The organism is Hyphomicrobium sp., from assembly GCF_036780825.1.
GTDB lineage: Bacteria > Pseudomonadota > Alphaproteobacteria > Rhizobiales > Hyphomicrobiaceae > Hyphomicrobium_C.
In genome coordinates this window covers 26,175-51,931 of the sequence record NZ_DAIQCD010000012.1, presented here as the reverse complement: position 1 = coordinate 51,931, position 25,757 = coordinate 26,175, and the positions used below count along the sequence as shown (strand labels likewise).

General features: G+C 65.3%; 23 protein-coding genes. 6 read left to right on the top strand and 17 right to left on the bottom strand.

Going from position 1 to position 25,757, the window contains the following annotated elements:
- Positions 1-273 precede the first annotated feature (273 nt).
- Positions 274-1,839: a leucyl aminopeptidase gene (locus V7P99_RS07510; RefSeq protein ID WP_333794179.1), complete on the top strand. Its 1,566-nt coding sequence runs from the start codon at positions 274-276 to the stop codon at positions 1,837-1,839.
- A 380-nt stretch (positions 1,840-2,219) separates the two neighbouring features.
- Here the strand turns inward: V7P99_RS07510 and V7P99_RS07505 are convergent, their stop codons facing one another.
- The gene (locus V7P99_RS07505; RefSeq protein ID WP_333794178.1) at positions 2,220-2,975 is read right to left on the bottom strand and encodes a hypothetical protein; all 756 of its coding nucleotides are present in this window, start codon (positions 2,973-2,975) and stop codon (positions 2,220-2,222) included.
- Between the two features lie 295 nt (positions 2,976-3,270).
- Between V7P99_RS07505 and mazG the strand changes: the two genes are divergently transcribed.
- Complete coding sequence (gene mazG, locus V7P99_RS07500) at positions 3,271-4,167, top strand: nucleoside triphosphate pyrophosphohydrolase (protein ID WP_333794177.1); 897 nt, start codon at positions 3,271-3,273, stop codon at positions 4,165-4,167.
- Between the two features lie 167 nt (positions 4,168-4,334).
- On the opposite strand, the gene V7P99_RS07495 is transcribed toward mazG, so the two are convergent.
- From V7P99_RS07495 to dusB, 10 genes are all read right to left on the bottom strand, one after another.
- The gene (locus V7P99_RS07495; protein ID WP_442909883.1) at positions 4,335-5,258 is read right to left on the bottom strand and encodes a DUF7946 domain-containing protein; all 924 of its coding nucleotides are present in this window, start codon (positions 5,256-5,258) and stop codon (positions 4,335-4,337) included.
- Between the two features lie 260 nt (positions 5,259-5,518).
- The gene (locus tag V7P99_RS07490) at positions 5,519-6,763 is read right to left on the bottom strand and encodes an FAD-dependent oxidoreductase (protein ID WP_333794175.1); all 1,245 of its coding nucleotides are present in this window, start codon (positions 6,761-6,763) and stop codon (positions 5,519-5,521) included.
- Positions 6,764-6,797: 34 nt separating this feature from the next.
- Positions 6,798-8,120, bottom strand: a complete 1,323-nt coding sequence (gene hflX / locus V7P99_RS07485; RefSeq protein WP_442909885.1) for a GTPase HflX — start codon at positions 8,118-8,120, stop codon at positions 6,798-6,800.
- Positions 8,121-8,240: 120 nt separating this feature from the next.
- Positions 8,241-8,492, bottom strand: a complete 252-nt coding sequence (hfq, locus tag V7P99_RS07480; protein WP_329647836.1) for an RNA chaperone Hfq — start codon at positions 8,490-8,492, stop codon at positions 8,241-8,243.
- A gap of 165 nt (positions 8,493-8,657) precedes the next feature.
- A complete protein-coding gene (locus V7P99_RS07475; protein ID WP_333794174.1) occupies positions 8,658-9,533 on the bottom strand; it encodes a D-amino-acid transaminase in 876 nt (291 codons plus the stop codon).
- A gap of 237 nt (positions 9,534-9,770) precedes the next feature.
- Complete coding sequence (gene ntrX / locus V7P99_RS07470) at positions 9,771-11,165, bottom strand: nitrogen assimilation response regulator NtrX (RefSeq protein ID WP_333794173.1); 1,395 nt, start codon at positions 11,163-11,165, stop codon at positions 9,771-9,773.
- Positions 11,166-11,209: 44 nt separating this feature from the next.
- Positions 11,210-13,504 (bottom strand): sensor histidine kinase NtrY-like, encoded by a 2,295-nt coding sequence (locus V7P99_RS07465; protein WP_333794172.1) that lies wholly within the window; start codon positions 13,502-13,504, stop codon positions 11,210-11,212.
- A 243-nt stretch (positions 13,505-13,747) separates the two neighbouring features.
- On the bottom strand, positions 13,748-15,193 hold the full coding sequence (ntrC, locus tag V7P99_RS07460) for a nitrogen regulation protein NR(I) (protein ID WP_333794171.1): 1,446 nt from the start codon (positions 15,191-15,193) through the stop codon (positions 13,748-13,750).
- A gap of 8 nt (positions 15,194-15,201) precedes the next feature.
- Positions 15,202-16,374, bottom strand: coding sequence for a two-component system sensor histidine kinase NtrB (locus tag V7P99_RS07455; protein ID WP_333794170.1), 1,173 nt, complete (start codon positions 16,372-16,374; stop codon positions 15,202-15,204).
- Positions 16,371-17,402, bottom strand: a complete 1,032-nt coding sequence (gene dusB / locus V7P99_RS07450) for a tRNA dihydrouridine synthase DusB (RefSeq protein WP_333794169.1) — start codon at positions 17,400-17,402, stop codon at positions 16,371-16,373. The genes V7P99_RS07455 and dusB overlap by 4 nt, the downstream gene beginning before the upstream one ends.
- A 183-nt stretch (positions 17,403-17,585) precedes the next feature.
- Here dusB and V7P99_RS07445 point away from each other — a divergent pair, with 183 nt between their 5' ends.
- From V7P99_RS07445 to V7P99_RS07430, 4 genes are all read left to right on the top strand, one after another.
- A complete protein-coding gene (locus V7P99_RS07445; protein WP_333794168.1) occupies positions 17,586-18,791 on the top strand; it encodes a bifunctional 2-C-methyl-D-erythritol 4-phosphate cytidylyltransferase/2-C-methyl-D-erythritol 2,4-cyclodiphosphate synthase in 1,206 nt (401 codons plus the stop codon).
- Between the two features lie 123 nt (positions 18,792-18,914).
- The gene (locus V7P99_RS07440; protein ID WP_333794167.1) at positions 18,915-19,415 is read left to right on the top strand and encodes a MarR family winged helix-turn-helix transcriptional regulator; all 501 of its coding nucleotides are present in this window, start codon (positions 18,915-18,917) and stop codon (positions 19,413-19,415) included.
- A gap of 128 nt (positions 19,416-19,543) precedes the next feature.
- Positions 19,544-20,053 (top strand): CinA family protein, encoded by a 510-nt coding sequence (locus V7P99_RS07435; protein ID WP_333794166.1) that lies wholly within the window; start codon positions 19,544-19,546, stop codon positions 20,051-20,053.
- A gap of 159 nt (positions 20,054-20,212) precedes the next feature.
- Entirely contained in the window at positions 20,213-21,022 is an 810-nt protein-coding gene (locus V7P99_RS07430; protein ID WP_333794165.1) for a pentapeptide repeat-containing protein, read from the top strand.
- A 31-nt stretch (positions 21,023-21,053) separates the two neighbouring features.
- On the opposite strand, the gene V7P99_RS07425 is transcribed toward V7P99_RS07430, so the two are convergent.
- From V7P99_RS07425 to V7P99_RS07400, 6 genes are all read right to left on the bottom strand, one after another.
- Entirely contained in the window at positions 21,054-21,512 is a 459-nt protein-coding gene (locus tag V7P99_RS07425) for a type II toxin-antitoxin system RatA family toxin (protein WP_333794164.1), read from the bottom strand.
- A gap of 11 nt (positions 21,513-21,523) precedes the next feature.
- Positions 21,524-22,480 carry a lipoyl synthase gene (gene lipA, locus V7P99_RS07420; protein ID WP_333794163.1) on the bottom strand — a complete coding sequence of 319 codons (957 nt, stop codon included), beginning with the start codon at positions 22,478-22,480 and terminating at the stop codon, positions 21,524-21,526.
- Positions 22,481-22,631: 151 nt separating this feature from the next.
- Positions 22,632-22,919, bottom strand: a complete 288-nt coding sequence (locus V7P99_RS07415) for a GlsB/YeaQ/YmgE family stress response membrane protein (protein ID WP_333794162.1) — start codon at positions 22,917-22,919, stop codon at positions 22,632-22,634.
- Positions 22,920-23,323: 404 nt separating this feature from the next.
- The gene (locus tag V7P99_RS07410; protein ID WP_333794161.1) at positions 23,324-23,659 is read right to left on the bottom strand and encodes a hypothetical protein; all 336 of its coding nucleotides are present in this window, start codon (positions 23,657-23,659) and stop codon (positions 23,324-23,326) included.
- 136 nt (positions 23,660-23,795) lie between these two features.
- The gene (locus V7P99_RS07405; RefSeq protein WP_333794160.1) at positions 23,796-24,230 is read right to left on the bottom strand and encodes a hypothetical protein; all 435 of its coding nucleotides are present in this window, start codon (positions 24,228-24,230) and stop codon (positions 23,796-23,798) included.
- A gap of 219 nt (positions 24,231-24,449) precedes the next feature.
- On the bottom strand, positions 24,450-25,754 hold the full coding sequence (locus V7P99_RS07400) for a transketolase C-terminal domain-containing protein (protein ID WP_333794159.1): 1,305 nt from the start codon (positions 25,752-25,754) through the stop codon (positions 24,450-24,452).
- Between the last annotated feature and the right edge of the window lie 3 nt (positions 25,755-25,757).

Below are 25,757 nucleotides of genomic sequence, written 5' to 3'. Positions count from 1 at the left end.
GGACGCCAGCTCGGGCGTCTGCGAGAAGCAGGACGCGGCCGGAATGACCCCGTGGCGGGCGCCCTGATTTAAGCCGTCCCGGCTTGCACTTCCTCGGCAAGCGTTTAATTTCCACAGCGAAGATCTAAAAGCACCCAGTCGCCCTCGCGAACAGCCGCGGAGACCTCGCGCGTCCACTGCGGTGCCGGCCTTCGCGTTGACTTCCATCCCGCCAGAAATCCTGTCCGCACCATACTGACGTCATCCCGTTCCTCGAGGAGCACCAGCAAGAGAATGTCCAATCCGCTCGAAATCACGTTCGTCCGCCTCGATGCCCCCTACGAGGCGGCGACGGTCGTGCTCGTCGCCAAGGATCTTGCCCTGTCGCCGGCAGTCGACGCGCTGAATACGCGCAGCCAGGGCCTCTTGCTCAAGGCCGCCGAAGCCGCCGAGTTCAAGGGTAAGCAGAAGACTGCGATCGAGATCCTCGCGCCGCAGAAGCTCGCGACCGACCGGCTCGTCATCGTTGGCGCCGGCAAAGCGGGGGAGCACGCGGATTGCGATTGGACCAATCTTGGCGGCTACGCGCTCGGACAGATCACGGCACGCAAGGCTGCAGCTGCAAGTCTCGTTGCGCAAGTAGCAGGCGCCGACAAGACCAAGCCTGAAATCATCGCGGCGAACCTCGCTTTCGGCGCTCTCCTGCGCCATTACGCCTTCCGCAAATATCAGACGAAGAAGAAGAACGGCGAGGAGGGGAACGGTGCCAATGGAGCCAACGGCGAGGCGAAGCCGCCCGCCGCCGACCGGCTGGAAAAGCTCCTCGTGCATTGCGCCGATCCCGACAAGGCCCGCGCCGCGTTCGAGGCGAAGCGCGCCGTGGCGGAAGGCGTGCATCTCGCGCGTGATCTCGTCAACGAGCCGGCCAACGTCCTCGGGCCGGTCGAGTTCGCCGATCGCGTCAAGGAGCTCGAAAGCATCGGCCTCGAGGTCGAGATCCTCGACGTCGCGGAGCTCACCGAGCTCAAGATGAACACGCTGCTGTCCGTCGCCCAGGGCAGTGCCCGGCCGGCGCGTGTGGCGGTCATGCAGTGGCACGGCACCAAGTCGAAGCGCGCCAAGCCGCTCGCCTTCGTCGGCAAGGGCGTGGTGTTCGACACCGGCGGCATCTCCATCAAGCCGTCCTCGGGCATGGAGGACATGAAGGGAGACATGGGCGGTGCCGCCTGCGTCACGGGCCTGATGATGGCACTCGCGCGGCGCAAGGCGCCTGTCAATGCCGTGGGCGTCATCGGCATCGTCGAGAACATGCCGTCGGGCACCGCCACGCGCCCGGGCGATATCGTCGTCTCGATGTCGGGGATCACGGTCGAGAACCTCAACACGGACGCCGAGGGCCGGCTCGTGCTCGCGGATGCGCTCTGGTACGTGCAAGAGCGCTTCAAGCCGCGCCTCGTTATCGACCTCGCGACGCTCACGGGCGCGATCATGGTGGCGCTCGGCAAGGATTTCGCCGGGCTCTTCGCCAACGACGACAAGCTCGCCGATCAGCTCCTCGCGGCCTCGAAGGCAACCGGCGAGAAGGTTTGGCGCATGCCGCTCGACAAGTCTTACGACCGCCTCATGGAGAGCAAGAACGCGGACATCAAGAACATCGGTGGCCGCTGGGGCGGAGCGTGCACCGCCGCCGCATTCCTCAAGCGCTTCATCCAGAAGGATGTGCCCTGGGCGCACCTCGACATCGCGGGCACGGCGATGGACGCGCCCAAGAACGACATCAATACGAGCTGGGGCTCGGGCTGGGGCGTCCAGCTACTGGATCGCTTCGTCGCCGACAATTTCGAGAAGCCCGAGAAGTAATCCGATCCGCTGCATGACCGGACCAGCGCCAGCGCTGGTCCGGTGGCCGCGCAGATATCCAGAACGCACCATTATTTCGAACATATTGATTTAAAATCTCCAGTCAGTTTTATTTTCCATAATATATATTATGCGAACTACGGGTGGCGATGCAAAAACTAATCGGGCAACGAAGCCATAGGCCATCGTCACACGCCCTCCAGGCACGCATACGCGCGGCTTCGACAATGGCAACGCCCCTAGGGCCATTCCGTTTTGGGTGGAGCTGGCAACCGGTTCCAGGTTTTCCGTTTGATCGTGCTTCCGTTCGGACGGTTGAGCCTGCATGGCGGCTCGACGCCACGCCATGGCCATGACCCGGTTCCCACTCCGGACGCTTTCTACGGCAGCCCCTCCTCCGCTGTGCGCACCGCCGCCGCGATCATGGACGCATAGAGCGACGCCACGAACCCCGTAAGCACGTTCACGCTCACTGCGATGGCCACGAGGCGTGCCCACTCTTTGCTCATCACGGCCTCGAGCAGCGTGACGATGAACCCATCGAACGCCTGCTTGAGCTGGAAGAAGAGCTCGCTAACCTGGCTCACCGAAGGCCGCTGCGGCAGTTCCCAAACGAGCTTCCAACCGATCTCCCCCGCGCCCGTCGTCGACAATAAACCCGCCGCCGTCAGCACGGCGATGCCGGCCGAGAACGCGAGCCCCAAAGGCGCCGCCAGGCGGAAGTAACCCCATCGCCAGGGCTGCACACGGAAGGAAACGGACAAGGCGCGGAGCGCACTCGCCCCGGCGTAGGTCGTGAGCCCGAACACGACCGCCACCCAGAAGAGACGGTCGCTATCCGTGCCGGCGAAGGTGAAGAGCGCCGCAAGGCCCGCGAGCACGCCTTTGAGCAGCGCTTCGACGCTGCCGACGAGCACGATCAGCGGCAGCCGCGGCGCGCGCAGGCCTTCGAAATAGAACGGCAGCTCGAAGGCGAGCCGCTTGGTTTCGAGCCGCAACCCGAGCACGAAGCTGAGCCCTGCGGTCACGGTCGCAAAAAGGAATGGATAGTGGAAGCCGAACCAAGCGACGGCCGCGACGGCGGCCATCTCGGCCGCCATGATCACGCCATTGAGCAGAATGCGGACAACGATCACGATGGGTGCTCAGAGCTTTCGACCGGTGTTTCCCTCATCCCGCAGCGCTCGGCCGCGGACCCGTTCAAGATGTAGATCGCTTGTGTAGCGCAGGAAACCGTTTTCCAATCGCCTCCGTTGGGCTTTGCCGCTCGCATCTCGAATGATCCGGCTTAGAGCCGTTCCCGTTCGTGTGGACCTGAGGAACGGCTCTAAGATTTTGTTTTGTCGTGCTTCTTGTCGTGAAACCGGTTCCCACTTTTTCGGAAGCACTCTAGGTTCGCGCCGACAGCAACGAGAAGTGACCGCCGGCCCTATGACTCCGTCCAAAGATATCGCGCGCCTGATCGAGATCATGGCCGCGCTCCGCACGCCCGTCACCGGGTGCCCTTGGGATCTCGAGCAGACGTTCGCGACCATCGCGCCCTACACCATCGAGGAAGCCTATGAGGTGGCCGACGCCATCGCCTCAGGCGACCGCGCCGAGCTGCGCGATGAGCTGGGCGACCTCCTCCTGCAAGTCGTCTATCACGCGCGCATGGCGGAGGAAGAAGGCGCCTTCGCATTCGGCGACGTCGTGGAGGCCATCACGGCCAAGATGATCCGGCGCCACCCGCATGTGTTCGGCACCGAGGAGGAGCGTGCCGCCGGCGCGGAACCCGGTTTCTGGTCGCGGATCAAGGCCGAGGAGCGGGCCGCAAAGGAAGCGGTGCGCAACGGCGCCAACGAAGCGCCCGCCTCCGCTGCGTCCTCTCCTCTTCCGACGAGCCGGCGGGGAGAGGGCTTGCTCGCCGACGTTTCGCTTGCGCTTCCTGCGCTCACGCGGGCGGTAAAGTTGCAGGACAAAGCCGCCAGGGTTGGGTTCGACTGGCCCTCGCTCGCGCCCGTATTCGACAAGATGCGCGAAGAGCTTGGCGAGCTGGAGCGCGAGGCCCTCCCCTCCGATCCGCGCGGCGCGGCCGAGCGGAGCCCGGACCGCATGGCGAAAATCGAAGAGGAGTTCGGCGACCTCCTCTTCGTGATGGCCAACGTTGCGCGTCATCTTCGGCTCGATCCCGAAACGGCCCTCCGCTCCGCCAATCGAAAGTTCGAGCGCCGCTTCCGCCACATCGAAGCCCGCCTCGCCGAGCAAGGCCGCACGCCGGAGGAGTCAACGCTCGAAGAGATGGATGCGCTCTGGGATGAGGCGAAGGAGCGGGAGGGCGACCGGTAGAAAGCGGAGAAGCGGCTACTGGCGCGTGTGGAGCGATGCCTGGCGGATGTTTTCGCTAAGGGCCAGGAGCGGACGCAATCGCTCGGCTGCTCCAACTATTGAGGGCGATGTGATCGCGCGGATCAAACCTAACCAATCTTTCCCAAGCTGAGGGGGTAGTCCAGCATCTACGGCACGCGTATTTCGCGCTGGTTGCTCTTGTATTCTTTGACTTCGTCCGGGTCGGTCACCCGCTCGACAGTGAAGACCAGAAATTTCTTTATCGTCCCATCAAAAAATCGAACAAACCGCCCGTGCAACCTAAGTGGCTCGCCCGTAAACTGGCTCCAAGAAAAATCGTCTTCTCGCGGTAGCCGCCCTTTGTGTTCGTACTCAATCCGGAAGCCCATGTCATAGTCGCGTGAGAATACGATTCCTGTCTTTGAGCTACGACTGAACGAATTAACTACCGCCATGAATATGACGCTCTTGTCATCGACCTCATCGGCTTCGATCTTCGCAAGTATCTCGAGATCGACCGCTGCTTTCGGAGCTTGCGGTTGGCCACCGACGATTCCCACCCTATCCGCACTTCTGCCTACAGGCCGAAAGATGCTCTTAAACGAGTTCGATGTAATGCTGCGGATAGCTTGAAGCTCCTTCTCGTATTTTTTTAGGCAATGCTTGAGTTCTGCTTCTTCCGCCGCCTCCTTCTTAGTGGGCTGGTTGCGAGGCAACCCTTGTTGGGCCCGAAGCAACTCATTTTGCTCGCGCATCAACTCCAGCATTTGTTCCATCTGCGGGTTTGACTGCGGAATCCAATTGTCCATGACTCGCGTGGCGAACACAGTGAACGGCACAGCGATGATGGTTGCGGCTGCCGTCGCGAGAACGGTCTGCTTAAACGACCCCTCTTCCGGAGGCACCAAGTAGAGTTCAAGCGCACTTCGAGGCGCCTGAGCGATGATGTCTCCGGTTATGTAAAAGTGGCCGATAATTGCAAGCGTTCGCGCCAGCCCGTAATAGCTCGTGCTGGCGTCGTACAAGTTCAACCTATGCTGATCCGCGTCCCGTCCATCGTAAATTAGCGTGATTGGTCTTGCTTTAGCCACTGCCCCCCGCCCCGCTCACGATTGATGCTGCAGCATTTTCCGTGCAACTCCTAATAGCAACCGCGCAGGCCTGCTTTTCTCTCCTTTGTGCACAAGATTACATCCAGAACGGTGGCGTGCCGCATTGACCGAGATGGAGGAAGCACAGGAAATGCTGCTTTGATGCATTGTTTCCCGCATGCCCGCGATCGTCGGCGGACGAGCATCCGCAATGATTGAGTAGCGATGAGGCCAATGTCGGTTATGGGTCACAACCGGACCTATCGTTTTACCCCACCCCCTCGCACGAATTCCGCCACGTGCTCGCGGCGGACGCCGAGGCCGAGGATGCGGGCGGGGAGACGTTGCAGCAGCGGAAACCACTGCAACAGGCGGAGGGCGAACGGCGGTTTCGGCTCTTCGGTGAGCGTCAGCGTCGGGCCGATAATGCTGTTCTGCATGGCCACCTGGATGGCTTGCGTCACGCGCGTCGGAAACATCCGGCGCGTCTGCACCGCTCGCAAATTGTCGAGGCTCACCCGGCCCGCTTTCAGCGCCTCCGCCAGGATATTCGCGCTCGCCACCGCATCCTGAATTGCGAGGTTCACGCCGACGCCGCCGATCGGGCTCATGGCGTGGGCCGCGTCGCCAATGCAGAGGAAGCCCGGGCGACACCACTGCCGCAGCCGGTCGACGCGGACGGTGAGCAGGCTCACATCGTCCCATGACGCAATGGCGTCGAGGCGGGCGCGCGCGAAGGGCGATGCATCGGCGATGGCGTCGCGGAAGGCTACCAGTCCCGCCGCCTTGATGCCCGCGAACGCGCCCTTCGGAATGACGTAGGCGCACTGCCAGTAATCGCCGCGGAAGATCAGGACCAGGATCGAGCCGGCGCCGAAACGCCCCATGGTTTCGCCGGCGTCTCCGGGCGCGGCCGGAACCCGGAACCACAGCACGTCGATCGGTGCGCCGAGGTCGTCGACCACAAGGCCCGCGCGCTGGCGCAGGATCGAGTTCCGCCCGTCGGCGGCCACGGTGAGATCGGCGCGGATCTCCGCCGCGCCTTCGGGCGACTCCGCCGTGATGCCAACGACGCGTCCGCCCTCTTCCAGGAGGCCGGTGGCCTCCGTCCGCATGTGCAGCGTGAAGCCCGGATAGTGCGCCGCTTCCCGCTCCAGGAAGTTCAGGAAATCCCATTGCGGCATCATCGCGATATAGCGCTCGCGCACGGGAAGGTGGGAGAGGTCGGCGATGGTCACCGGCGTCTTGCCGACGTAGCCGCCGACCTTGGACACTTTCTGATGCGGCAGCGCGAGGAAGCGGTCGATCAGGCCGAGTTCGGCCATCACCTCGAGTGTCGAGGGGTGCACCGTGTCGCCACGGAAGTCGCGCAGGAAGTCGGCGTGCTTCTCGAGCACGGTCACGCGCACGCCGGCGCGCGCCAGAAGATAGGCGAGCATCAGCCCGGCCGGGCCACCGCCGGCAATGCAGCATTGTGTGGTGGACATGGTGTTGGCAACGGTCATGAGGCGCTCCCTGTGTGGTCCGCCTGATGGACCGTCAGGAGACGGAAAGCCCCGCGATCGCGAGCTGGCGCATCAGACGCATCTTCTTCTCGGAGGCGATGCGCACGCGTATGGCCAAGTGCCCTTCGCCATCCGGCTCCTGCGCCAGCACGTCCGCGTTCTCGTGCATCCACGCCAAGAGGCGGCCCTCGTGCGCCGGCAGGGTGAGGCTGAGGATCTCGTCGCCGGCACCGAGCCGCGCATCGATGGTATCGAGCAAACGCGGAACGCCCTCGCCGGTTGCGGCCGACATCAGGACCGGGGGCGGCGTGCGGAAGCGCGCCGCGGCCTTCGCCTCTCCGCGCGCTTCAGGCGAGAGCAGGTCGACCTTGTTCCAGACCTCGAGGATGTGCTCCGCGCCGGCGGCCTTGTCGATGCCGAGATCGGCGAGAACCGTGCCGACGTCCTGGGCCTGCGCTTCCGTCTCGGCGTGAGCGATGTCGCGCACGTGCAGGATGAGGTCGGCCTCGATCACTTCTTCGAGCGTCGCGCGGAAAGCGGCCACGAGTTGTGTCGGCAGGTCGGAGATGAAGCCCACCGTGTCGGAGAGGATGATGCGGCGCCCCGAGGGGAGGCGCACCTCGCGCATGGTGGGATCGAGCGTGGCGAACACCTGGTCCATGGCGAGCACGCCCGCCCCGGCCACGCGGTTGAAGAGCGTCGACTTGCCGGCGTTGGTGTAGCCGACGATGGCAACGATCGGATACGGCACCTTGCGCCGCCCCTTGCGGTGCAGGTCGCGCGTCCGCACCACGCCTTCAAGCTCCCGCTTGATGGCGATGATACGCTCGTCGAGCATGCGCCGGTCGAGCTCGATCTGAGCCTCGCCCGGCCCGCCGAGAAAGCCGCGCCCGCCGCGCTGCCGCTCGAGATGGGTCCAGGCGCGCACAAGGCGGCCCTTCTGGTAGGAGAGATGCGCGAGCTCCACCTGCAGGCGGCCTTCCCGCGTCTGCGCGCGCCGCCCGAAGATCTCGAGAATGAGGCCGGTGCGATCCAGCACCTTGGCCTCCCAGGCACGCTCGAGGTTGCGCTGCTGCACGGGGGTGATGGCGTGGTCCACGATGACGAGGCCGATGTCCTCGTCGGCGACGCGGTGCCGGATCTCCTCCACCTTGCCGGTGCCGAGAAGCGTGGCCGGCTTCGGTTCCGGCACCTGGACCAGAAACGCATCGGCAACGTGGAGATCGATGGCCTCGGCGAGCCCCCTCGCCTCCGCAAGCCGATCCTCAGGCGAATGCATGGATGGCACGCGCCCCGCCGCCCCGGAGGCCGGGCCCCGGCCGTGCTTCAGCACAGGCACGATCACCAGCGTGCGCATCGCGCGCGCCCGTGCCGCCATCCGCTCGTCGTTCGAGCCTTGCAAATCAGCGCCCGACTTATCCCGGGCCTTGGCGGCCGGATCCTGGTCCGGCTTCGTCTTATGGTCTATGGGACGCACTCACCCTTGCTGACCGTCGGCCTCCGCCTCCATGAGATGGACGGGAGCGCCCGGCATGATGGTCGATATAGCGTGCTTATACACGAGCTGCGAGTGACCGTCGCGGCGCAAGAGCACACAAAAGTTGTCGAACCAGGTCACGATCCCCTGCAGCTTGACGCCGTTGACGAGGAAGATCGTGAGCGGCGTCTTGCTCTTGCGAACGTGGTTGAGAAACGTGTCCTGAAGGTTCTGAGCGCGATCTGCGGCCATCGTTATTGCCTCTTTTTATTAACCTCTTCCTAGACCCTGGTCGTCTGTCGCGGGTTGAGGTTCGATCCCCTCACGGGCGTGCCGGACACCCGTGACCGAGGAGCAGTTAACATATCTGGATTGGGAAACAATTGAAGTGTGTCAGGCGTGGCAGGTCGAGAGAATTTACCGCGGGTGATATTGGTCCGAAAGTTCGGCAAACTGATGGAATAGGGTGCGCAAGCGGCGTGTCAGGGCGCCGGGGCGCCCGTCCCCGATCGCGACCTTATCGATCGATACCACAGGCATCACGGTACCTGAGGCCGACGTTATAAAAGCTTCCTGCGCCGCGCGCGCCTCCTCCACCCGAAATGGACGCTCGCTGATCGGGATATTTTCCCGGCTGAGCACGTCGAGAAGCGTTCTGCGCGTAACGCCGGGCAGAATTGCGTCCCCCGTCTGCCGTGTAACCAGTGCGCCCGAGCGCTCGACGATCCAGGCGTTGCTCGAGGCCCCCTCGGTGACGAAGCCCTCGGCGTCGACGAGCCAGGCCTCTCCGGCCCCGTCCGTCGCTGCCGCCTCCTTCGCCAGCACCGCCGGCAGCAGCATGACCGTCTTGATGTCGCAGCGCCCCCAGCGGATGTCCGGTAAGGTTTTGACGGCGATGCCCGAGGCGGCGCGCTGCTCGCGTCCGGCCGCATCCACACGGCGGGCAAGGCAAACCACGGTCGGCGCGAGGCCGCCGGCGGGTATCAGAAAATCGCGCGGAGCAGTCCCCCGGCTGACCTGGAGATAGACAAGCCCGGTTTTCACGCGGTTGCGCCGAACCGTCTCGCGCAGCACGAGCCCGAGCGCCCGGCGCGACATCGGCATCGGAATCCGAAGCTCTGCGAGCGAGCGGGCGAGCCGGTCCATGTGCTGCGTTTCGTCGACGAGCCGCCCCTCGCTGACCTCGCAGACCTCATAGATGGCATCGGCGAATTGGAAGCCGCGATCCTCCACATGCACGCCTGCCTCGGCGTATCGCATGTAGCGTCCGTTGACGTAGACGACGCGCGTCATGAGGTGTCCTTCGATCGGAGCGATGCCTGTCACGTTGCCCCGCAAACATGACGTACGCAATAGATCCCGGGAGATGGGTTGTAGGCAAACCTTCGGCGTCGAGCGCGTGGAAATTTGCGTGGGTCCCGGCCTTCGCCGGGATGACGTCCCTTTACGTGGAAACCGCTCGCCTCCCCTCCCCCTCAGCGCCACCTCAACGGCATGGGGGCAAAACTCAGACCCGCCACGCGATCCGCATCAGCCCACCTTCTCGCTGACGCGCTGATCCGACGAGACGCCGAGCGCGCGCAGCTTGCGGTGCAGCGCCGAACGCTCCATGCCGACGAACTCAGCGGTGCGCGAGATGTTGCCGCCGAAGCGGTTGATCTGCGCCAGCAGATATTCGCGCTCGAAGATCTCGCGGGCTTCGCGCAGCGGCAGACTCATCAGGTGCTCCGCCCCGCCATTGACCGGCAACGGCACGTTAGAGCCGATCTCCTCGGGCAGCATGTCGGCCGTGATCACCGCCGTCGGGTCGCCGCCCGCGAGGATCATCAGCCGCTCGATGTTGTTGCGAAGCTCGCGCACGTTGCCTGGCCAGTCGTGCGCCTGCAGCACGGCGATGGCGTCCTCGCCGATGCGGCGCGGCGCCAGCCCCGAGGCCTGGGAGAGCTGCCCCACGAAATACTGGATGAGGTCTGGAATGTCCTCACGCCGCTCGGCAAGGCCGGGCACGCGCAACGGCACCACATTGAGCCGGTGATAGAGATCCTCACGGAAGCGTCCCTCGCTCATGTCGCGTTCGAGGTCGCGGCTCGTCGAGGAGACGATGCGCACGTCAACGGAGACCTTCTGCGCGCCGCCGAGCCGCTGGAATTTCTGCTCGACGAGCACGCGCAGCACCTTCCCCTGCGTCTCGAGCGGCATGTCGGCGACTTCGTCGATATAGAGCGTGCCGCCGTGGGCTTCCTCGAGCGCGCCCACCTTGCGCGGGCCGCCCGAGCGGTCCTCGGTGCCGAACAGTTCCTCCTCGACACGGTCCGGCGCCATGGAGGCCGCGTTGAGCACGATGAACGGACCATCGGCACGCTGCGACTTCTGATGCAGGGTGCGTGCCGCGAGCTCCTTGCCGGCACCCGACGCGCCGCGGATCAGGATGCGGCTGTTGGTCGGCGCTAGGCGATCGATGGCGCCTTTCAGCTGGTTGATGGCCGGGGATTTGCCAATCATCTCCGCCGAGACGGTGGAGCGTTCCTTGAGCTCGCGCACCTCGCGCTTCAGCTGGGAGGCCTCGAGCGCGCGCAGGGTCACGAGCACGAGCCGGTCCGCCTTGAACGGCTTTTCGATGTAGTCGTAGGCGCCGCGTTTGATCGCCGTCACCGCCGTCTCGATATTGCCGTGCCCCGAGATGATCACGACCGGCAGGTCCGGATACGTCCGCTTGATGACGGACAGCACCTCGAGCCCGTCGAGGCGGCTCCCTTGCAGCCAGATGTCGAGGATCACGAGCTGCGGCCGGCGCTCCTCGATAATACGCAGCGCCTCGTCGCTATCGCGCGCAAGCCGCGTGCGGTGCCCCTCGTCTTCCAGAATGCCCGCAACCAGCTCCCGGATATCCGCTTCGTCATCGACGATCAGGATGTCTGCAGCCATCGCTCAACTCCCTCGTAGTCTCGTCAGGTTCGTCATAATTCGTATTATTCGCCAGCTATGCGCCTACGCTTCTCGCCGTCCGGGCCTGCCGCAGAGCCTGCCGGCTCGGGTGCCAGGATGGAAAGCGGAAACGAAAGCGTCACGCGTGCCCCGCTCGGGCGCTCAGGTGTCGGCGGCGCATCCTCGAGGATCAGCTCGCCCCCGTGTTGCTCCGTGATCTTGGCTACGATGGCGAGGCCGAGGCCGGTGCCCTTGTAGCCCTTGGTGGTGACGTACGGCTCGAGCAGGCGCGAGCGGTTCTGCTTCGGCAAGCCCGGGCCGTTGTCGACCACGTCGATCGCGACCGCGTTCTCTCCGATGCGCAGCACCACGTCCACCCGTCCTGAGCGCCCCGGTTCCGCATGTGCTGCGGTTTCGACAGCTTCCGTCGCGTTCTTCACGAGGTTCGTAACCGCCTGCGTCAGCAGCCGGCGATCGAATGCGGCCTCGACCGGCGCATCCGGGAGTTCGAGGCGGTAGCTGATGCCCCCGTGGCTCTCGCGGAAGAGGATCACCGAATCCTGGATCGCATCGCGCAGATCGTGCAGCTCGATCACCGGTTTCGGAATGCGTGCGAACGAGGCGAACTCGTCGACCATGGTCTTGATGTCGCCGGCCTGCCGCTCGATCGTCGCCGTGAGCTTCTCGAACGTCTCGCGGTCGTCGACGATGACGCGCGCATATTTGCGCCGGATGCGTTCCGCCGAAAGGATGATCGGCGTCAGCGGGTTCTTGATCTCGTGAGCGATGCGCCGCGCGACGTCAGCCCAGGCCGAGGTGCGTTGCGCCGAGACCAGCTCGGTGATGTCGTCGAAAGTGACGACGGAGCCCACCTCGCCTGATCCCGCCTTCTCGCGCGTGACACGCACGGCAAAGATCCGCTCATCCTCGCCGACGGTGAACGCGACCTCATGGGCGCCGCGGGACTTGACGCCCTGCTCCTCGCGCCGCTCGAGCGCGGGCGCCAGCACAGGCAGCACATCGACGAGCTTCTTGCCGACGATCTCCTGCTCCGTCGTCATGAGAAGCTGTTCGGCGGCACGGCTGACCAGCGTGATGCGGTCCTGGCTGTCGAGCCCGATGACGCCGGCCGAGACGCCGGAGAGCACCGCCTCCATGAAGCGGCGGCGGTCGAGAAGCTGCTCGTTGGCGGTGACCAGCGCGTCACGCTGGTGCTTGAGCTCGCGCGTCATGGTGTTGAAGGTCGAGGATAGGCGCCGGAGATCGCCCTCCCCGCGCCGCTCCGGCAGCTCGACGGCCAGGTTGCCGCGCGAAACGTGCTGGGCGGCCGCGATGAGGCGGCGGATCGGCGCCACGAAGCGGCTCGCGAACCACAGGCCGACCCATATGGCGGCGAGCAGCGCCGTCATCGAGATCATGGTGTAGATGAGCCCGTGCGCGAGCTTCAGTCCGCCGCGTGCTGCGCGCAGGCGGTTGTATTCGTCCACGCTTTGCGCCGTTCGCTGCAGGTGGCCCATGACTTTGGCGCTGAGCAGCCGCGTCACGTAGAGAAAGCGGTCGGGATAGCGGTTGAGCTTGGCCACCGCCGACACCTGCGAGGACCCCGTGGGCGTGAACAGCGCGATCTGCCCAGCCTTGGCCTGCATCAGATAGTAGCTCGGCACCGGCGTGAACGGCATCTCCTTATCCTCGAGCGCGGCGACCACCGGATCGCCCTTGCTGTCGAGCACATAGGCGGCTGGGATATCACGCAGGCCGGCTTGGGCGATGACATGCTGCTTGAATTCGGGCGAGCCGGCCGGCATCTGATCTGCCGCGGAATCGATGTCGCGGACCATGTTGGCGAGATCGGTCCGCAGAAGCTGTCCGTGCTCCACCACGTAAGCCTGCGCGACCTCGACCGAGTTGTTGATGATCTCCCGCGTGCGCGATGAGAACCAACCGTCGAGCGAGCGGGAGAACGTCGTCGTCGCTGCCACGGCGAGCAGCATGGCGGGCAGCGCCGCGATGATCGAGAACAGCAGCACGATGCGCACGTGCAGCCGGGCGCCCGCGAGCTTGGCGCGCCAGGCGCGCCACATGCCGTATCCCTGCCAGGCGATGATCCCGATCATGGCCGCGATCAGGATGACGTTGATCAGCAGCGCGCCCAGCACGATGTCGTCGCGCGGCGCGATCGGCGTCAGGCCGGTCAGGATGAGATACGTTGCCAGCGCGGAGACGAGCGACAGGATCACGACCACGAGGCCGATCCAGAAGGCGCGGTCCGTGAGATCGAGTAGCGGAGAAGCCGCGCCGTCCGTCCACCCCGTGGTGTCCGGGGAGATTTTGGTGCTCATCGACCCTTTCCCGACTGCTGCGTGGCGTGCCCGCTTGAGTGTAACTCCCCAAGCACTGCGGCTCTGCATGGTTATGCGTCTGCGCAACTCCGACAGTCGGAGCGGCGTACGCCAGGCAACAAGTCACACTGTAACTGTGACATTCCTGCGACGCAAATGGTTCGGTGCGGTCAAAACGTGTGCATGTCCGCCACGCGCGCAGCAATTCGGATACGATTTCAGCGCGCGGCGCGGCGTGCGGCGCTAAGGCGCTGGCGGGCGGAACACCCGAATGTCCAGCGCCCGAATGCGGCTTCTCAGCGTATTGCGGTTGAGGCCCAGAAGCTCGGCAGCGCGGATCTGGTTGCCGCGCGTCGCCACCAGCGCAGCAGATAGCAGCGGTTGCTCGACCTGACGGATGACGCGGTCATAGAGCCCCGGCGGCGGCAGGTCTTTGCCGAAGCCCGCAAAATAATGCGTGAGATGGCGCTCGACGAGCTCCGACAGGTCGCTCGGTTCGCCGTCGTCTGCGCGGCCTGCCGCCGGCAGCACGTCGGCGAGCTCCTGGTCGATGATCTGCCGGGTCAGCGTTTCCTCGGCGTAGAGTGCGCCGACACGCCGCACGAAATTTTCGAGCTCGCGCACGTTTCCTGGCCATGGATGCGCCTTGAGGCGCTCGATCGCTGCCGTCTCGATCGACTTCTGTCCGAGCCCCTCACGCGCGGCCTGCCGCAAAAAGTGGCGCACCAGATCGCCGATGTCGTCGACGCGCTCACGCAGCGGCGGCAGCCTCAACGGCACGACATTGAGACGGTAATAGAGATCCTCACGGAACAGGCCTTGCTGGATCTGCGCGCGCAGGTCGCGATGGGTTGCAGCCACGATGCGCACGTTGGTCCGGATCGGCGTCCGCCCGCCGACTGTCGTATATTCGCCTTGCTGCAGCACGCGCAGGAGACGCGTCTGCGCTTCGAGCGGCATGTCGCCGATCTCATCGAGAAAGAGCGTTCCGCCCTCAGCCTGCTCAAAACGGCCGGGACTTCGAGCCTGCGCGCCCGTGAACGCGCCCTTCTCGTGGCCGAAGAGCTCGCTTTCGATCAGCTCGCGCGGAATGGCCGCCATATTGATGGCGACGAACGGGCCCTGGCGCCGCTTGCCGTAGTCGTGCAGCACCCGCGCCACCAGCTCCTTGCCGGTGCCGCTCTCGCCCTGGATCATCACCGTGAGATCGGTCTGCGTCAGCCGCGCAAGCGCCCGATAAATCTCCTGCATGGCGGGAGAGCGGCCGATCAGCGGCAGCTCCTCGCTCTCTGCATCGGTTGCCGGGCCGCGCGGACGCCGACCCTGGCCGGCGAGCGCCCGTGCGACGACGGCGACCACTTCCGAAATATCGAACGGTTTCGGGAGATATTCGTAGGCGCCTTTCTCCGCGGCCGTCAGCGCCGTCATGAGCGTGTTCTGCGCACTCATGACGATGATCGGCAGCTCGGGCCGCACTTTCTTGATGCGCGGTATGAGATCGAAGGCGTTTTCGTCCGGCATCACGACGTCGGTGATCACGACGTCTCCTTCCCCCTGACTCACCCAACGCCAGAGCGTCGCGGCATTGCCGGTTGCGCGGGGAGCGTATCCGGCCCGCGCCAGCGCCTGGTTCAGCACGGTGCGGATGGCGCTGTCGTCGTCGGCGATGAGAACGGTGCCTCGAGCCATGGGTGTTGCTACCTTCTTCTTTCGTTGGCGGTTGTCTGCTGCCGCGGGGTGCCATCTTCGGAGCTTTGATCCTGCATCGGCAGGAGCACGCGGAAAACGGTTCGACTCGCCTCGCCATGGCATTCGATGATGCCGCCATGATCGCCGATGATCTTGGCGACGAGCGCGAGCCCGAGACCCGTGCCGTTGTGCTTGGTGGTCACGAAGGGATCGAACAGGTGCGGCTTGAGGTGGTCGGGCACACCCGAGCCGTTGTCTTCGATCTGGATCATCAAGGGCAGTGCGACGCGAGCCCCCGTGCCCGGCACCGAGAGGCGCACGCCGGGGCGGAACGAGGTCTGCATGAGGATGCGCCCCTGCCCGTCCGCCGTGTTGCCGATGGCCTCGGCCGCATTCTTGACCAGGTTGAGAAACGCCTGCACGAGCTTGTCGCGGTTGCCGGGGACCGGCGGCAGCGACGGATCGTAATCCTCGATGATCCGCACGCCGCGTGCAAAGCCGCTCTCGGCGAGCCGCCGCACGTGATCCAGAACGTCGTGGATATTGACCGGCTCTTTCGCGAGCGGCCGCTCGTCGCCGAAGATCTCCATGCGGTCGACGAGGGTGCGGATGCGCTCCGTCTCGGCACAGATGAGCTGGGAGAGCGCACGATCCTCGTCGGAGAGGTTCTGCTCGAGAAGCTGGGCCGCACCTTTGATCCCGGACAACGGATTCTTGATTTCGTGGGCGAGCACGGCCGCCATGCCCGAGACGGTGCGCGCCGCGGCGCGATGCGTGAGCTGGCGTTCGATCATCTGCGCCATGGTCCGCTGCTGCAGCATGACGAGCACGAACTCGCTGTTTTCGTGCATTGGCCCGGCATAGATATCGACGAGCTTCGGATCGGCAAATCTCGGGCTCGCCATCTCGATGCCGTACTCGTTGACGGTCACGCCCGTCTCCCGCACCTGCGCGACGAGCGCCAGCAGCGGGCAGCCGAACGTCACCACGTCGTCGAGGTGGAGGCGCGTCAGCAGCGGCACGCCCGCGGAGAGGAAGGCTTCGGCGGCCGCATTGGCGTAGACGATGCGGTTGCTGTTGCCGATGACGAGGATCGGATGGGGCAACGCCGCAAGCAGCACATCGTAATCCAGCAGGGGCTTGCGGATCGCAGTCGGATGCTGGGCGGCGGCTTTGCTCACGCGGCGGCCTCCAATGCCTCCCGCTCGAGCACGTCGCTTTCAGGCGCGGAGCTATAGAACGCGTCGAGCAGCGACAGCGCGCGCTGGGGGTCCTCCTCCGTGCAGATCCGGCGTCTCCACGCCTTGAGCGATCCGCAGCGATGTCCGCTGGTCTCAAGGTACCAGCCCATATGCTTGCGTGCGTTGCGCAAGCCCAGAAAGTCACCGTAGTGGGTGAGCATCGCTTCTACATGCCCGCGGGCGATGCGGCTCTGCTCGGCAAGCGCGGGCACGGCCGTCTCGCCATCGTCCCCGCCTGCCAGTGCCGCCGCAATGCGCCCGAGCAGCCACGGCGCGCCATAGGCTGCGCGACCGATCATGACGCCGTCGGCGCCCGAGGCGGCAAGCGCCGCGCGTGCGTCCTCCGCCGTCCGGATATCGCCGTTGACGATCACGGGAATGCGCACGCTCTGGCACACGGTGCGGACGGCCGACCAGTCGGCGTTGCCCTTAAAGAACTGCTGGCGTGTACGCCCGTGAACGGTGATGAGCTGGACGCCGGCCGCCTCTGCGCGGCGCGCGAGCTCCGGAGCGTTGCGTGAGCGATCATCCCAGCCGAGCCGCATCTTGAGCGTGACGGGAACCGAGACGGCGCCGACGACCGCCTCGATGAGGACCAGCGCATGGTCGAGATCGCGCATCAACGCCGAGCCGGAAGCCTTGCCGGTTACCTCCCGGGAAGGACAGCCCATGTTGATGTCGATGATATCGGCGCCGTTCGCCTCCGCGATGCGTGCGCCCTCCGCCATCCAGCGCGCTTCGCTGCCGACAAGTTGCATGACGAACGGCGTGAGCCCAGCACCCTCCGCTCGTCTCAATACGTCCCGTCGCTGCTGAACCAACTCGGCGCTCGCCACCATTTCGGATATAACGAGCCCCGCGCCAAAGGCATGGGCAAGGCGGCGAAACGGCAGATCGCTGACGCCGGTCATCGGCGCCAGGAAGACCGGATTGCAGGGGTGCTGAGAACCGATTTTGAGTAGGGCCAAGGACAGCTCTCCCTTGCCTGCCTGCATATTGGGCAATAATCTCTCATGCCGTTGAATTGGGCACGATAATCTTGCTCTTTGTCCGACGCAAGACCATTGCACGGGACAAACGCCGAATTGCCGAACCGCACCGTCACGCGCTAAGTCGGCCTCATCCAACTCGCATGCACGGGATGCTTTTTCGTGACAGCCGCCGCCTTGATCGTCGCCGCCGGACGCGGCACCCGCGCGGGCCAAAGCCCGCTTCTCCGGGATGGGCCGAAGCAATATGCGCCGCTCGCAGGCCGGCCTGCGCTCACCCGCGCCATGTCCACGTATCTGGCCACGCCTGGCATCACGAGCCTCACCGTGGTCATCCATCCCGACGACCGCGCGCTCTACGACGCGTGTGTGCCAGACGACGCCCGCATCCGCCCTCCCGTCCCGGGGGGCGCGACGCGCCAGGACTCCGTTCGCCTGGGGCTCGAGGCGCTTGCATCCTCCGAGCCGGACGTCGTTCTTATCCATGACGCGGCCCGCCCCCTCGTCACGCGCGATATCGTGGCCCGTGTCCTCGCTGCCCTCTCCACACACCGGGGCGCGATCGCAGCCGAGCCGTTGGCCGATACCCTGAAGCGTGACGCAGGCGGTGGATTGATCGGCACGACGCTTCCTCGTGCCGGCCTCTGGAAAGCTCAAACTCCGCAGGGGTTCCGGTTCGGCGACATTCTCGCCGCGCACCAGCGTGCCGCGTCCGATCCTGGCGCGCCGGAGTTCACGGACGATGCCGCCATCGCCGAATGGGCCGGCATCGAGGTGGCGCTGGTTCCGGGCAGCGCACGCAATTTCAAGATCACGACCGCGGAGGACATGACGATGGCCGAGCAGCTTCTCGCGTCGTCACCGGGAGCCTTAGAGCCGCGTACCGGCACGGGCTTCGACGTGCACGCGTTCTGTGAGGGCGACCATGTCTGGCTCGCTGGCGTCCGCATTCCCCATGAGCGCGGGCTGAGCGCCCACTCCGACGCCGACGCGCCGCTGCATGCCTTGACCGATGCGCTCCTCGGAGCCATCGCCGACGGGGACATCGGCCAGCATTTTCCTCCGTCCGATCCCGCGTGGAAAGGCGCCCCGTCGCGTCTCTTCCTCGAAGATGCTGCGCGGCGGATCGCGGCCCTCGGTGGCCGCATCGTCAACGTCGACGTGACGATCCTCTGCGAAGCGCCCCGCATCGGCCCCCATCGCGACGCCATGCGCCGATCCATTGCCTCGATCCTCGGCATTCAGGTCTCGCGCGTCGGCGTCAAGGCTTCGACCACCGAGCGCCTCGGCTTCACCGGCCGCAAGGAAGGCATCGCTGCGCTCGCATCCGCGACCGTCATGGTGCCGAGTGATGCGTCCGCCGAGTAACACGCAGTTCGATGGCGTGTCGCCTGAGCAGAGCCTGACTTGCATTGACCCTCCTGCCAGAATCGCGGCATCAACCATCCCAGGTGGTTGTATGACCAAAAGCGACTCGCGGGGGACTTCTCCATGAACTTGATGCACACGCTCGAGCGTCCTCAGACCGAGGCCGGCCAGACCAGCGGCGCCGACATTTCGGACATTGCGGAAGCGACGGCTGCGACCTGCCTCGCAACCCGCGTGCGCCAGCTTTCGCGCATCATCACGCGCATCTACGACGACGCCATGCGTCCGCTCGGCATCACCGCGAGCCAGTACACGCTGCTCGCTCAGCTCGCTTCCCGCGATGGCATCACCGCTGTCGAGATCGGCCATGAGCTCGACATCGAGAAGTCGACGCTCTCGCGCAACTTGAAGCGCCTGCTCGCGCTCGGCATGATCATCATGGATCCGCCGGCCGGCCGCCGCGGCCGCGGACTGCATCTGACCCCCAAGGGGCAGACAGCACTGAAGGACGCCTTCCCGGTCTGGCAAGCAGCCCAGGGGCGGGCCACGGCAGCCATGGGCGCCGAGACGCGCGCCAAGCTGGATGACCTTCTCCATCTTGCCGAGAAGCTGATTGCCGACTGATGACTCGCGGCGCTGCCGCACGTCAGATCAATCGGAGAGCTGTCAGCTACGGGATCGAACCGTTCCGGGACACGCGCGTTGATGGAGGGGCCGGCGGCGGCCCTCCTCGAGACGCAGGAATGTCGTGAATGTTTCCATCCGAGCTCACCTCCCGCGCGGAGCGGCTTCTCGTTGCGATGCGCGCGAGGTCCCTCAAGCTCGCTACCGCCGAGAGCTGCACGGGCGGGCTGATCGCCGGGCTGGTCACCGCCATCCCAGGCGTCTCGGATGTTTTCGAGCGCGGCTTCGTCACCTATTCCAACGCGGCGAAAGTCGGCGTTCTCAATGTGGATTTCGAGGTGCTGCTGCGGCACGGCGCCGTGAGCGCCGAGGTGGCAAACGCCATGGCGGACGGTGCTCGGCGCGCGTCTGCGGCGGACGTGGCGCTCTCTGTAACGGGGATCGCCGGTCCTGACGGCGGAACGGCTGCCAAGCCCGTCGGGCTCGTCTACATTGGTCTCGCAATGCCGGGAACGCCGACCCAGGCGAAAGAATTTCGCTTCGGCGACGTCGGGCGCGCCGGGGTACGATTGCAAACGATCAGGGAGGCCTTGGCGATGCTGGAAGCGGGGCTCGCGGACGAGAACCTCATCGCTTGAGATGCTGGTTCTGCCGAAGAAAACGAATGCTCCGTTCCGTCTCTCCGGTGCCCAGGCAGGTCCACACGGACGGCTACAAAGTTGTGTGTGGATCTTCCGGTGCATCTCGGATAGCGTGCTGAACATTATGACGGCCACCGATATTCGCTCAGGCGCGCCGTGACTCGCGCCCGCTCTCTGCACATTCTTTGCATCGTCTCCGCAGCCATCACCATGGCTGCGGCGGTGGCCGCGCTCGCCGCTGATTCCCTCACCGCGCGCCAGGTCACGGAGCAACTCCATCAGGCTGGCGAAGCCGACCGGCTCGACTTCAGCGGGCGCAACCTTTCGGGCCTCGACCTCGCGGGCCTCCGCTTCAAAAAGGCCATGCTTGTGAAAAGCGACCTTTTTGGCGCCGACCTCAGCGGCGCAGATCTGAGCGAGGCGGATCTCAGCGACGCGCGTCTCGACCGCATCATCGCCATCGGCGCGCGCTTCGACCGCGCAAATCTCTCCGGCGCAAGCCTTCTGCGTCCCACGACGTCCATGTCCGTGGAGGCCAAACTGGATGAAGCGCCGAGCTTCACCGAGGCGAACCTCACCAAAGCGCGTATGTTCGGCGGCTTCATGGGAGCGAGCTTTGCGGGAGCGCGTATGGCCGGCGTGACGCTCGCGCCTGAGAACGACACCGGCTTCATCGACATGTTCTGGCGCTCGCGCCTCGACGCCGCCGATATGACTGCGGCGGATCTTTCAGGGGCCAACCTCGGCCACGTCTCGCTGCGGTTCGCCAACTTGCGGGGAGCCAACCTGAGCGGCGCGAGCCTCAAGAGCGCCGATCTCTCGCACGCTGACCTGACGGATGCCGATCTCACCGGCGCCGACTTGAGCAATGCCGATCTCGACAGCGCCCGCCTCTCCGGCGTCAAGGGCCTGGAGAGCGCCACGGGAATGGCCACCGTCAGAAACCGCGAGAAGGCGATCAACTAAGCGCGCGCAGTGCGCCCGTCCCAGCCGAGGCTCAGACCGCAGCGCGCGGTCCGTAAAGCGTACGCGCGCGCGCTTCGAAGGCTTCGGTGTAGCTGCGCACGGCCTTTTCGAAAGCCGCACCTACGATGAGTGCCAGCATCGTCGAGCGGAAGGCATACGAGATGGAGAAGTGCACGTCGCATCCGCTGTCCGCGGCGACGAAGCGCCACTCGTTCTCGAGGTGGCTGAATGGGCCGTCCATGTTGCGCACGCGGATCTCCCCCGCCTCGGGGTCGAGCCGGACTTGCGTCGTGAACCGCTCGGTGATCGCCTTGTAGCCGACAGTCATCGTGGCCGTGAGGCTGCTGCCACGCTCGTCGTCCACGCGCTCAAGCACCGTCAGCCCCTCGCACAGCGGCAGGAACTCGGGATAGCGCTCGACGTCGGCCACCACCTCGAACATCTCGCGCGGGGTGAAGGGGACGTGGCGGACGGTGCGGAAACTCGGCAAGGACGGAGGCTCTAACCCGCGGCCCGCGCCGCCTGGAGACGGCGAAAATCGTCGCCCGCATGATACGAGGAGCGTGTCATCGGGCTCGACGCCACGACGAGGAAGCCTTTGGCCAGCGCGATCTGCTTCAGCTCTTCAAACTCTTCCGGCGGCATATACCGCTTCACTTCGGCATGCTTGCGCGTCGGCGCCAGGTATTGGCCGATGGTGAGGAAATCGACGTCCGCTGTCCTGAGATCATCCATCACCTGCAGGATCTCCTCCCGCGTCTCCCCGAGGCCGACCATGAGGCCGGACTTCGTGAACAGCGTCGGGTTCATCTCCTTCGCCTGCTGGAGGAGACGAAGCGAGTGGAAGTAACGCGCTCCCGGACGGATGCGCAGGTAGAGCCCAGGCACCGTCTCGAGGTTGTGGTTCAGAACGTCCGGCGCCGCCTCCACGACGCGGGCGAGACCGCCGTCCTTGCGCAGGAAATCCGGGATAAGAACTTCCACGCTGGTCTCCGGCGCGCTTGCGCGCACGGCCGAGATGACGGCGGCGAAGTGCGCCGCGCCTCCATCGTCGAGATCGTCGCGGTCGACCGAAGTGATGACGACGTGCTCGAGGCCGAGCTTGGCCACCGCATCCGCGACCCGCTGCGGCTCCGCCGGATCCAGCGCATTCGGCCGCCCGGTGGTCACGTTGCAGAAGGCGCAGGCGCGCGTGCAGATCTCGCCCATGATCATCATAGTGGCGTGCCGCTTCTGCCAGCATTCGCTGATGTTGGGGCAGCCCGCCTCCTCGCACACCGTCGCCAGGCCATGCTCGCGCACGATGGCGCGCGTGGCGAGAAAGCCGCTCGAGCCTGGGGCGCGCACGCGGATCCACGGCGGCTTCGGCAGCATCGGCTGATCGGGCTTGTGAGCCTTTTCGGGATGCCTCACACGCGGAGCGGCGCCCTGTGCACGTGTATCGATGACTGTGACCATGGATGAGAGCCTAAAGTGCTTCCGGAAAGGTGGGAACCGGTTCTCCGGAAAGACGCACGCCCAAACGAGAACCCAGAGCCATTCCCCGATTCCACTTGTGCTGGAAGGGCTCTAGCCGATGTGCCGCCGGCTGCGTACTCCTGCCGCTCCTTCAGCGCCCGCCGAGAAAGCGGGCGACGATCACCACCAGCATAGCGCCGACGGTCGAGACCACGATCTGATTGCCGTAAGGCACGATTGAATCGAAGTCGAAAGGTAGCACCAGAAGTCCGGCGGCCACTAGATAGCCGCCTACGAAGGCGCCGATCAAGCCCACCAGCAGATTGCGGATCAATCCGCCGCCCCCGAGGAGCAATCCCGCCAGCCAGCCTGCGATGAGGCCGTTGACGATCATGACGATCCACGTCTTGTTGTCGATCGCGAACTGCGCGTAATCCATATTTACGGCCCCCTGAAATCCGTGAGCGCCCGTCCTAGAGCCTGATCGTTCTCGGTGAATGCGGACGCGCGTTCACGTCGCGCAATCCGATTCCGATAAGAGTGAACGCGCTCTAGTCGAGGATGCGCCTATATCACGCTTCGCGCCGGGCTGAATGCCCTACCATGCCGCAGCCTGAGCCGGAGCATTTGAGCTGGATGCCACTCTCCGCCCACTGGAGCACGAATAAGACGGTCGAACAAAGGCTTACCGCCTGCTTGCAGGCTCAAGCACGCGCGCAGGGACGGTCGGAAAGCGGGCTTTTTTGCGGATGCGGAGCCAGGGCGAGCCGAGAGCGATCCTGTCGGACGCGAATAAAAACGAAATCTTGCATCCGGAAGGTGCATCGACCCTCGCGTGATGCCTTACACGTGGCAGCGGGCGCCGAGATAGTCGTTAAGAAGACGGTTATAGAGATCAGCGTCGGCCTTCTGCTGGGCGCTGATCTTCCTCCCGGCGGCCTGCGCCTGCACGGAGGCGGGAACGCCGCGCGCATCGAGCTTGTTGAGCTGCGATTTGATCGACCCGCACGACTCACCGTTGGCCAGGGTCTTCCGCGTCGGACCGTTGCCGCTGCCGGATGCACAGCCGCCGATGACAACGGCCACACCTGCGGCGCCGAGCATAGCAAGACGAAACGCGCCGCCGCGCACCCCCGCAATCATGGTCCGGAAGCCCTCTCGAGAAGAAATCAGAGCCACACGTTAGAGGCTCCTAGCGCGCAGTTGAACCCCTCTCCGCTCGTTCTACACCGTTCGTAGAGAAGTGTGGCCGCGATGCAGCAGCTCGGAATGCTGACAACAGCACGGCGCCACGTCCTGCGTTTGTCCCGCCGGTTTATCGCTGCTGCACGATGACCGGCGGCGCCGCTGCGGGCACCACCTGCGACGCGTTGTGCGGGGCGACCTGAGCCGTATGCTGCACGGGCATCCGCGGGAGCGTAGAGCACTTGGCCTGGAATTCGGCATTGGCACGGTCGAGTTCCGCCGCTTGGGCGAGCGAGGCGCGTTTGACCGATACAGTTGCCGACTTTCCGGTGCTGGCCTTCTCGAGCCGCTCGGTGAGGCCATCCTGGCGCAAGGCCTCGATGCGTTGCATGAGCGTGTGGCATGCCGGATCGGCCTTGGCGGTCGCGACCGAGGCCGCGGCGGACCCTGTCGGGATCGATTGCGTTGTGAGCGCTCCCCCCAACAAGCCGCCGTCCGAAGAGCATCCAGCGAGCATCAGTGTGCCGCATGCCGTGAGGAGAAGTGCCATTGACGGTATCTGCATGGTGTCCCCCGTGCCGTACGTGAGGCATCGCATGTTGCCTGTACGCTTCTCCGGTCTAGGAGCGACTCCCGGCCCCCACAAGCAGGCCGCCCGCAATTGACCGTGTACAGCGTCTATTGACAACGGCGAATCTGTGGAAACGGGGCCCGCGTGGCGGGACCGCCACATGCATGCGTCCGCCAGCCTGAGCAAAAGTGCCGTGAGAGTGGAAATCGGGCCTCAGCCGTCCCGCACGAGATTTCGGGCGGCTCGAATGATCGCATCAGTCGTTGGCAGCGCGAGGGTCTGCAATTCCGGCGCGTACGGCATCGGCACACCGCTGCCGGCAATACGCGCCGGCGGCTTTTTGAGGTGACCGAAGGCATGCACTGCGACCGAAGCTGCGATCTCCGCGCCGATCCCGTACTCGCCCCACCCCTCCTCGACGGTTACGAGCCGTCCCGTCCGCCTGACGGAGGCGACGATCGTGTCGTGGTCAAGCGGCCGCAGGCTCATCAGATCGATGACCTCGGCTTCGATGCCGTCGCGGGCGAGTTGGGCCGCCGCTTCGAGCGCCAGCACAAGCGCGTGGCCGGCGGCAGTGAGCGTGAGATCGCGTCCATTGCGGGCGATGCGCGCCGTGCCGAGGCCCGACGCGCCATCGGCCGCCGGATCGCCGGCGTCACGCGCACGATAGAGGCGCGCGTCCTCGAGCAGCGCAACAGGACCGGGGTCGCGAATGGCGGCCTTGAGGAGCGCCTTGGCCGATGCCGCGGTGGCTGGTTGCGCGACCTTGAGACCGGGCCGATGCGCGAGCGAGGCGGCGGCACAGCGCGACGCGTTCCCGGTCATCCCCGGGACATATCCGTTCGGCCCACGGAATACGATCGGCGCTGCGAGGCGACGGCCCGACAAAGCCGCCGCCTGAACCGCGCTCGTCAAATAGGGGGAGAGCGTCTCCAGGGCGGAGCCCCAGTGCGGCACCTCGACCACGGGGCGAAGACCGGCGAACGCGGCCCCGAGCGCCATGCCGATCATGGCTTCGTCGAACGCCGCCACCGTGATGACGCGAGCCGGGCCGAACTCGTCGATCAGGCCCTCCATCACTTTCGATGTGCCGCGATTGCGCGCGGCATCGAGCCCGATCAGGAAAACCGAGGGGTCGGCACGCATCTCGGCCGCGAGTGCGTCGCGAAGCGCCTCGGCATAGCTTTGCGCGGTCTTTTCAGCGTGCACCGCCGCCCGTTCGCGCTGAGAGATCTGTTCAAGCGCGGCGAAGGCCAGCGGCCGGCTTTGGTGCTGAGTGTCGCCGAATAGGATAGCGATCGGTGTATCGACTTTGACACCCTCGGTACCGGCCGGGACCAGGATCCGCTCGACGCGCCCCTCCCCGTCGGCTTCGATGTCGAAGGTTGCCGTCGGCGTCGCCACCTCGAGCAGCAGGTCGCCCTCCGCCACGCTCTGCCCCTCGGACACGTGCCAGCGCGCGACCTTGGCATCCGTCATCGATGGCAGGATCGACGGCATCCGGATCTCGCGGCGCATGGC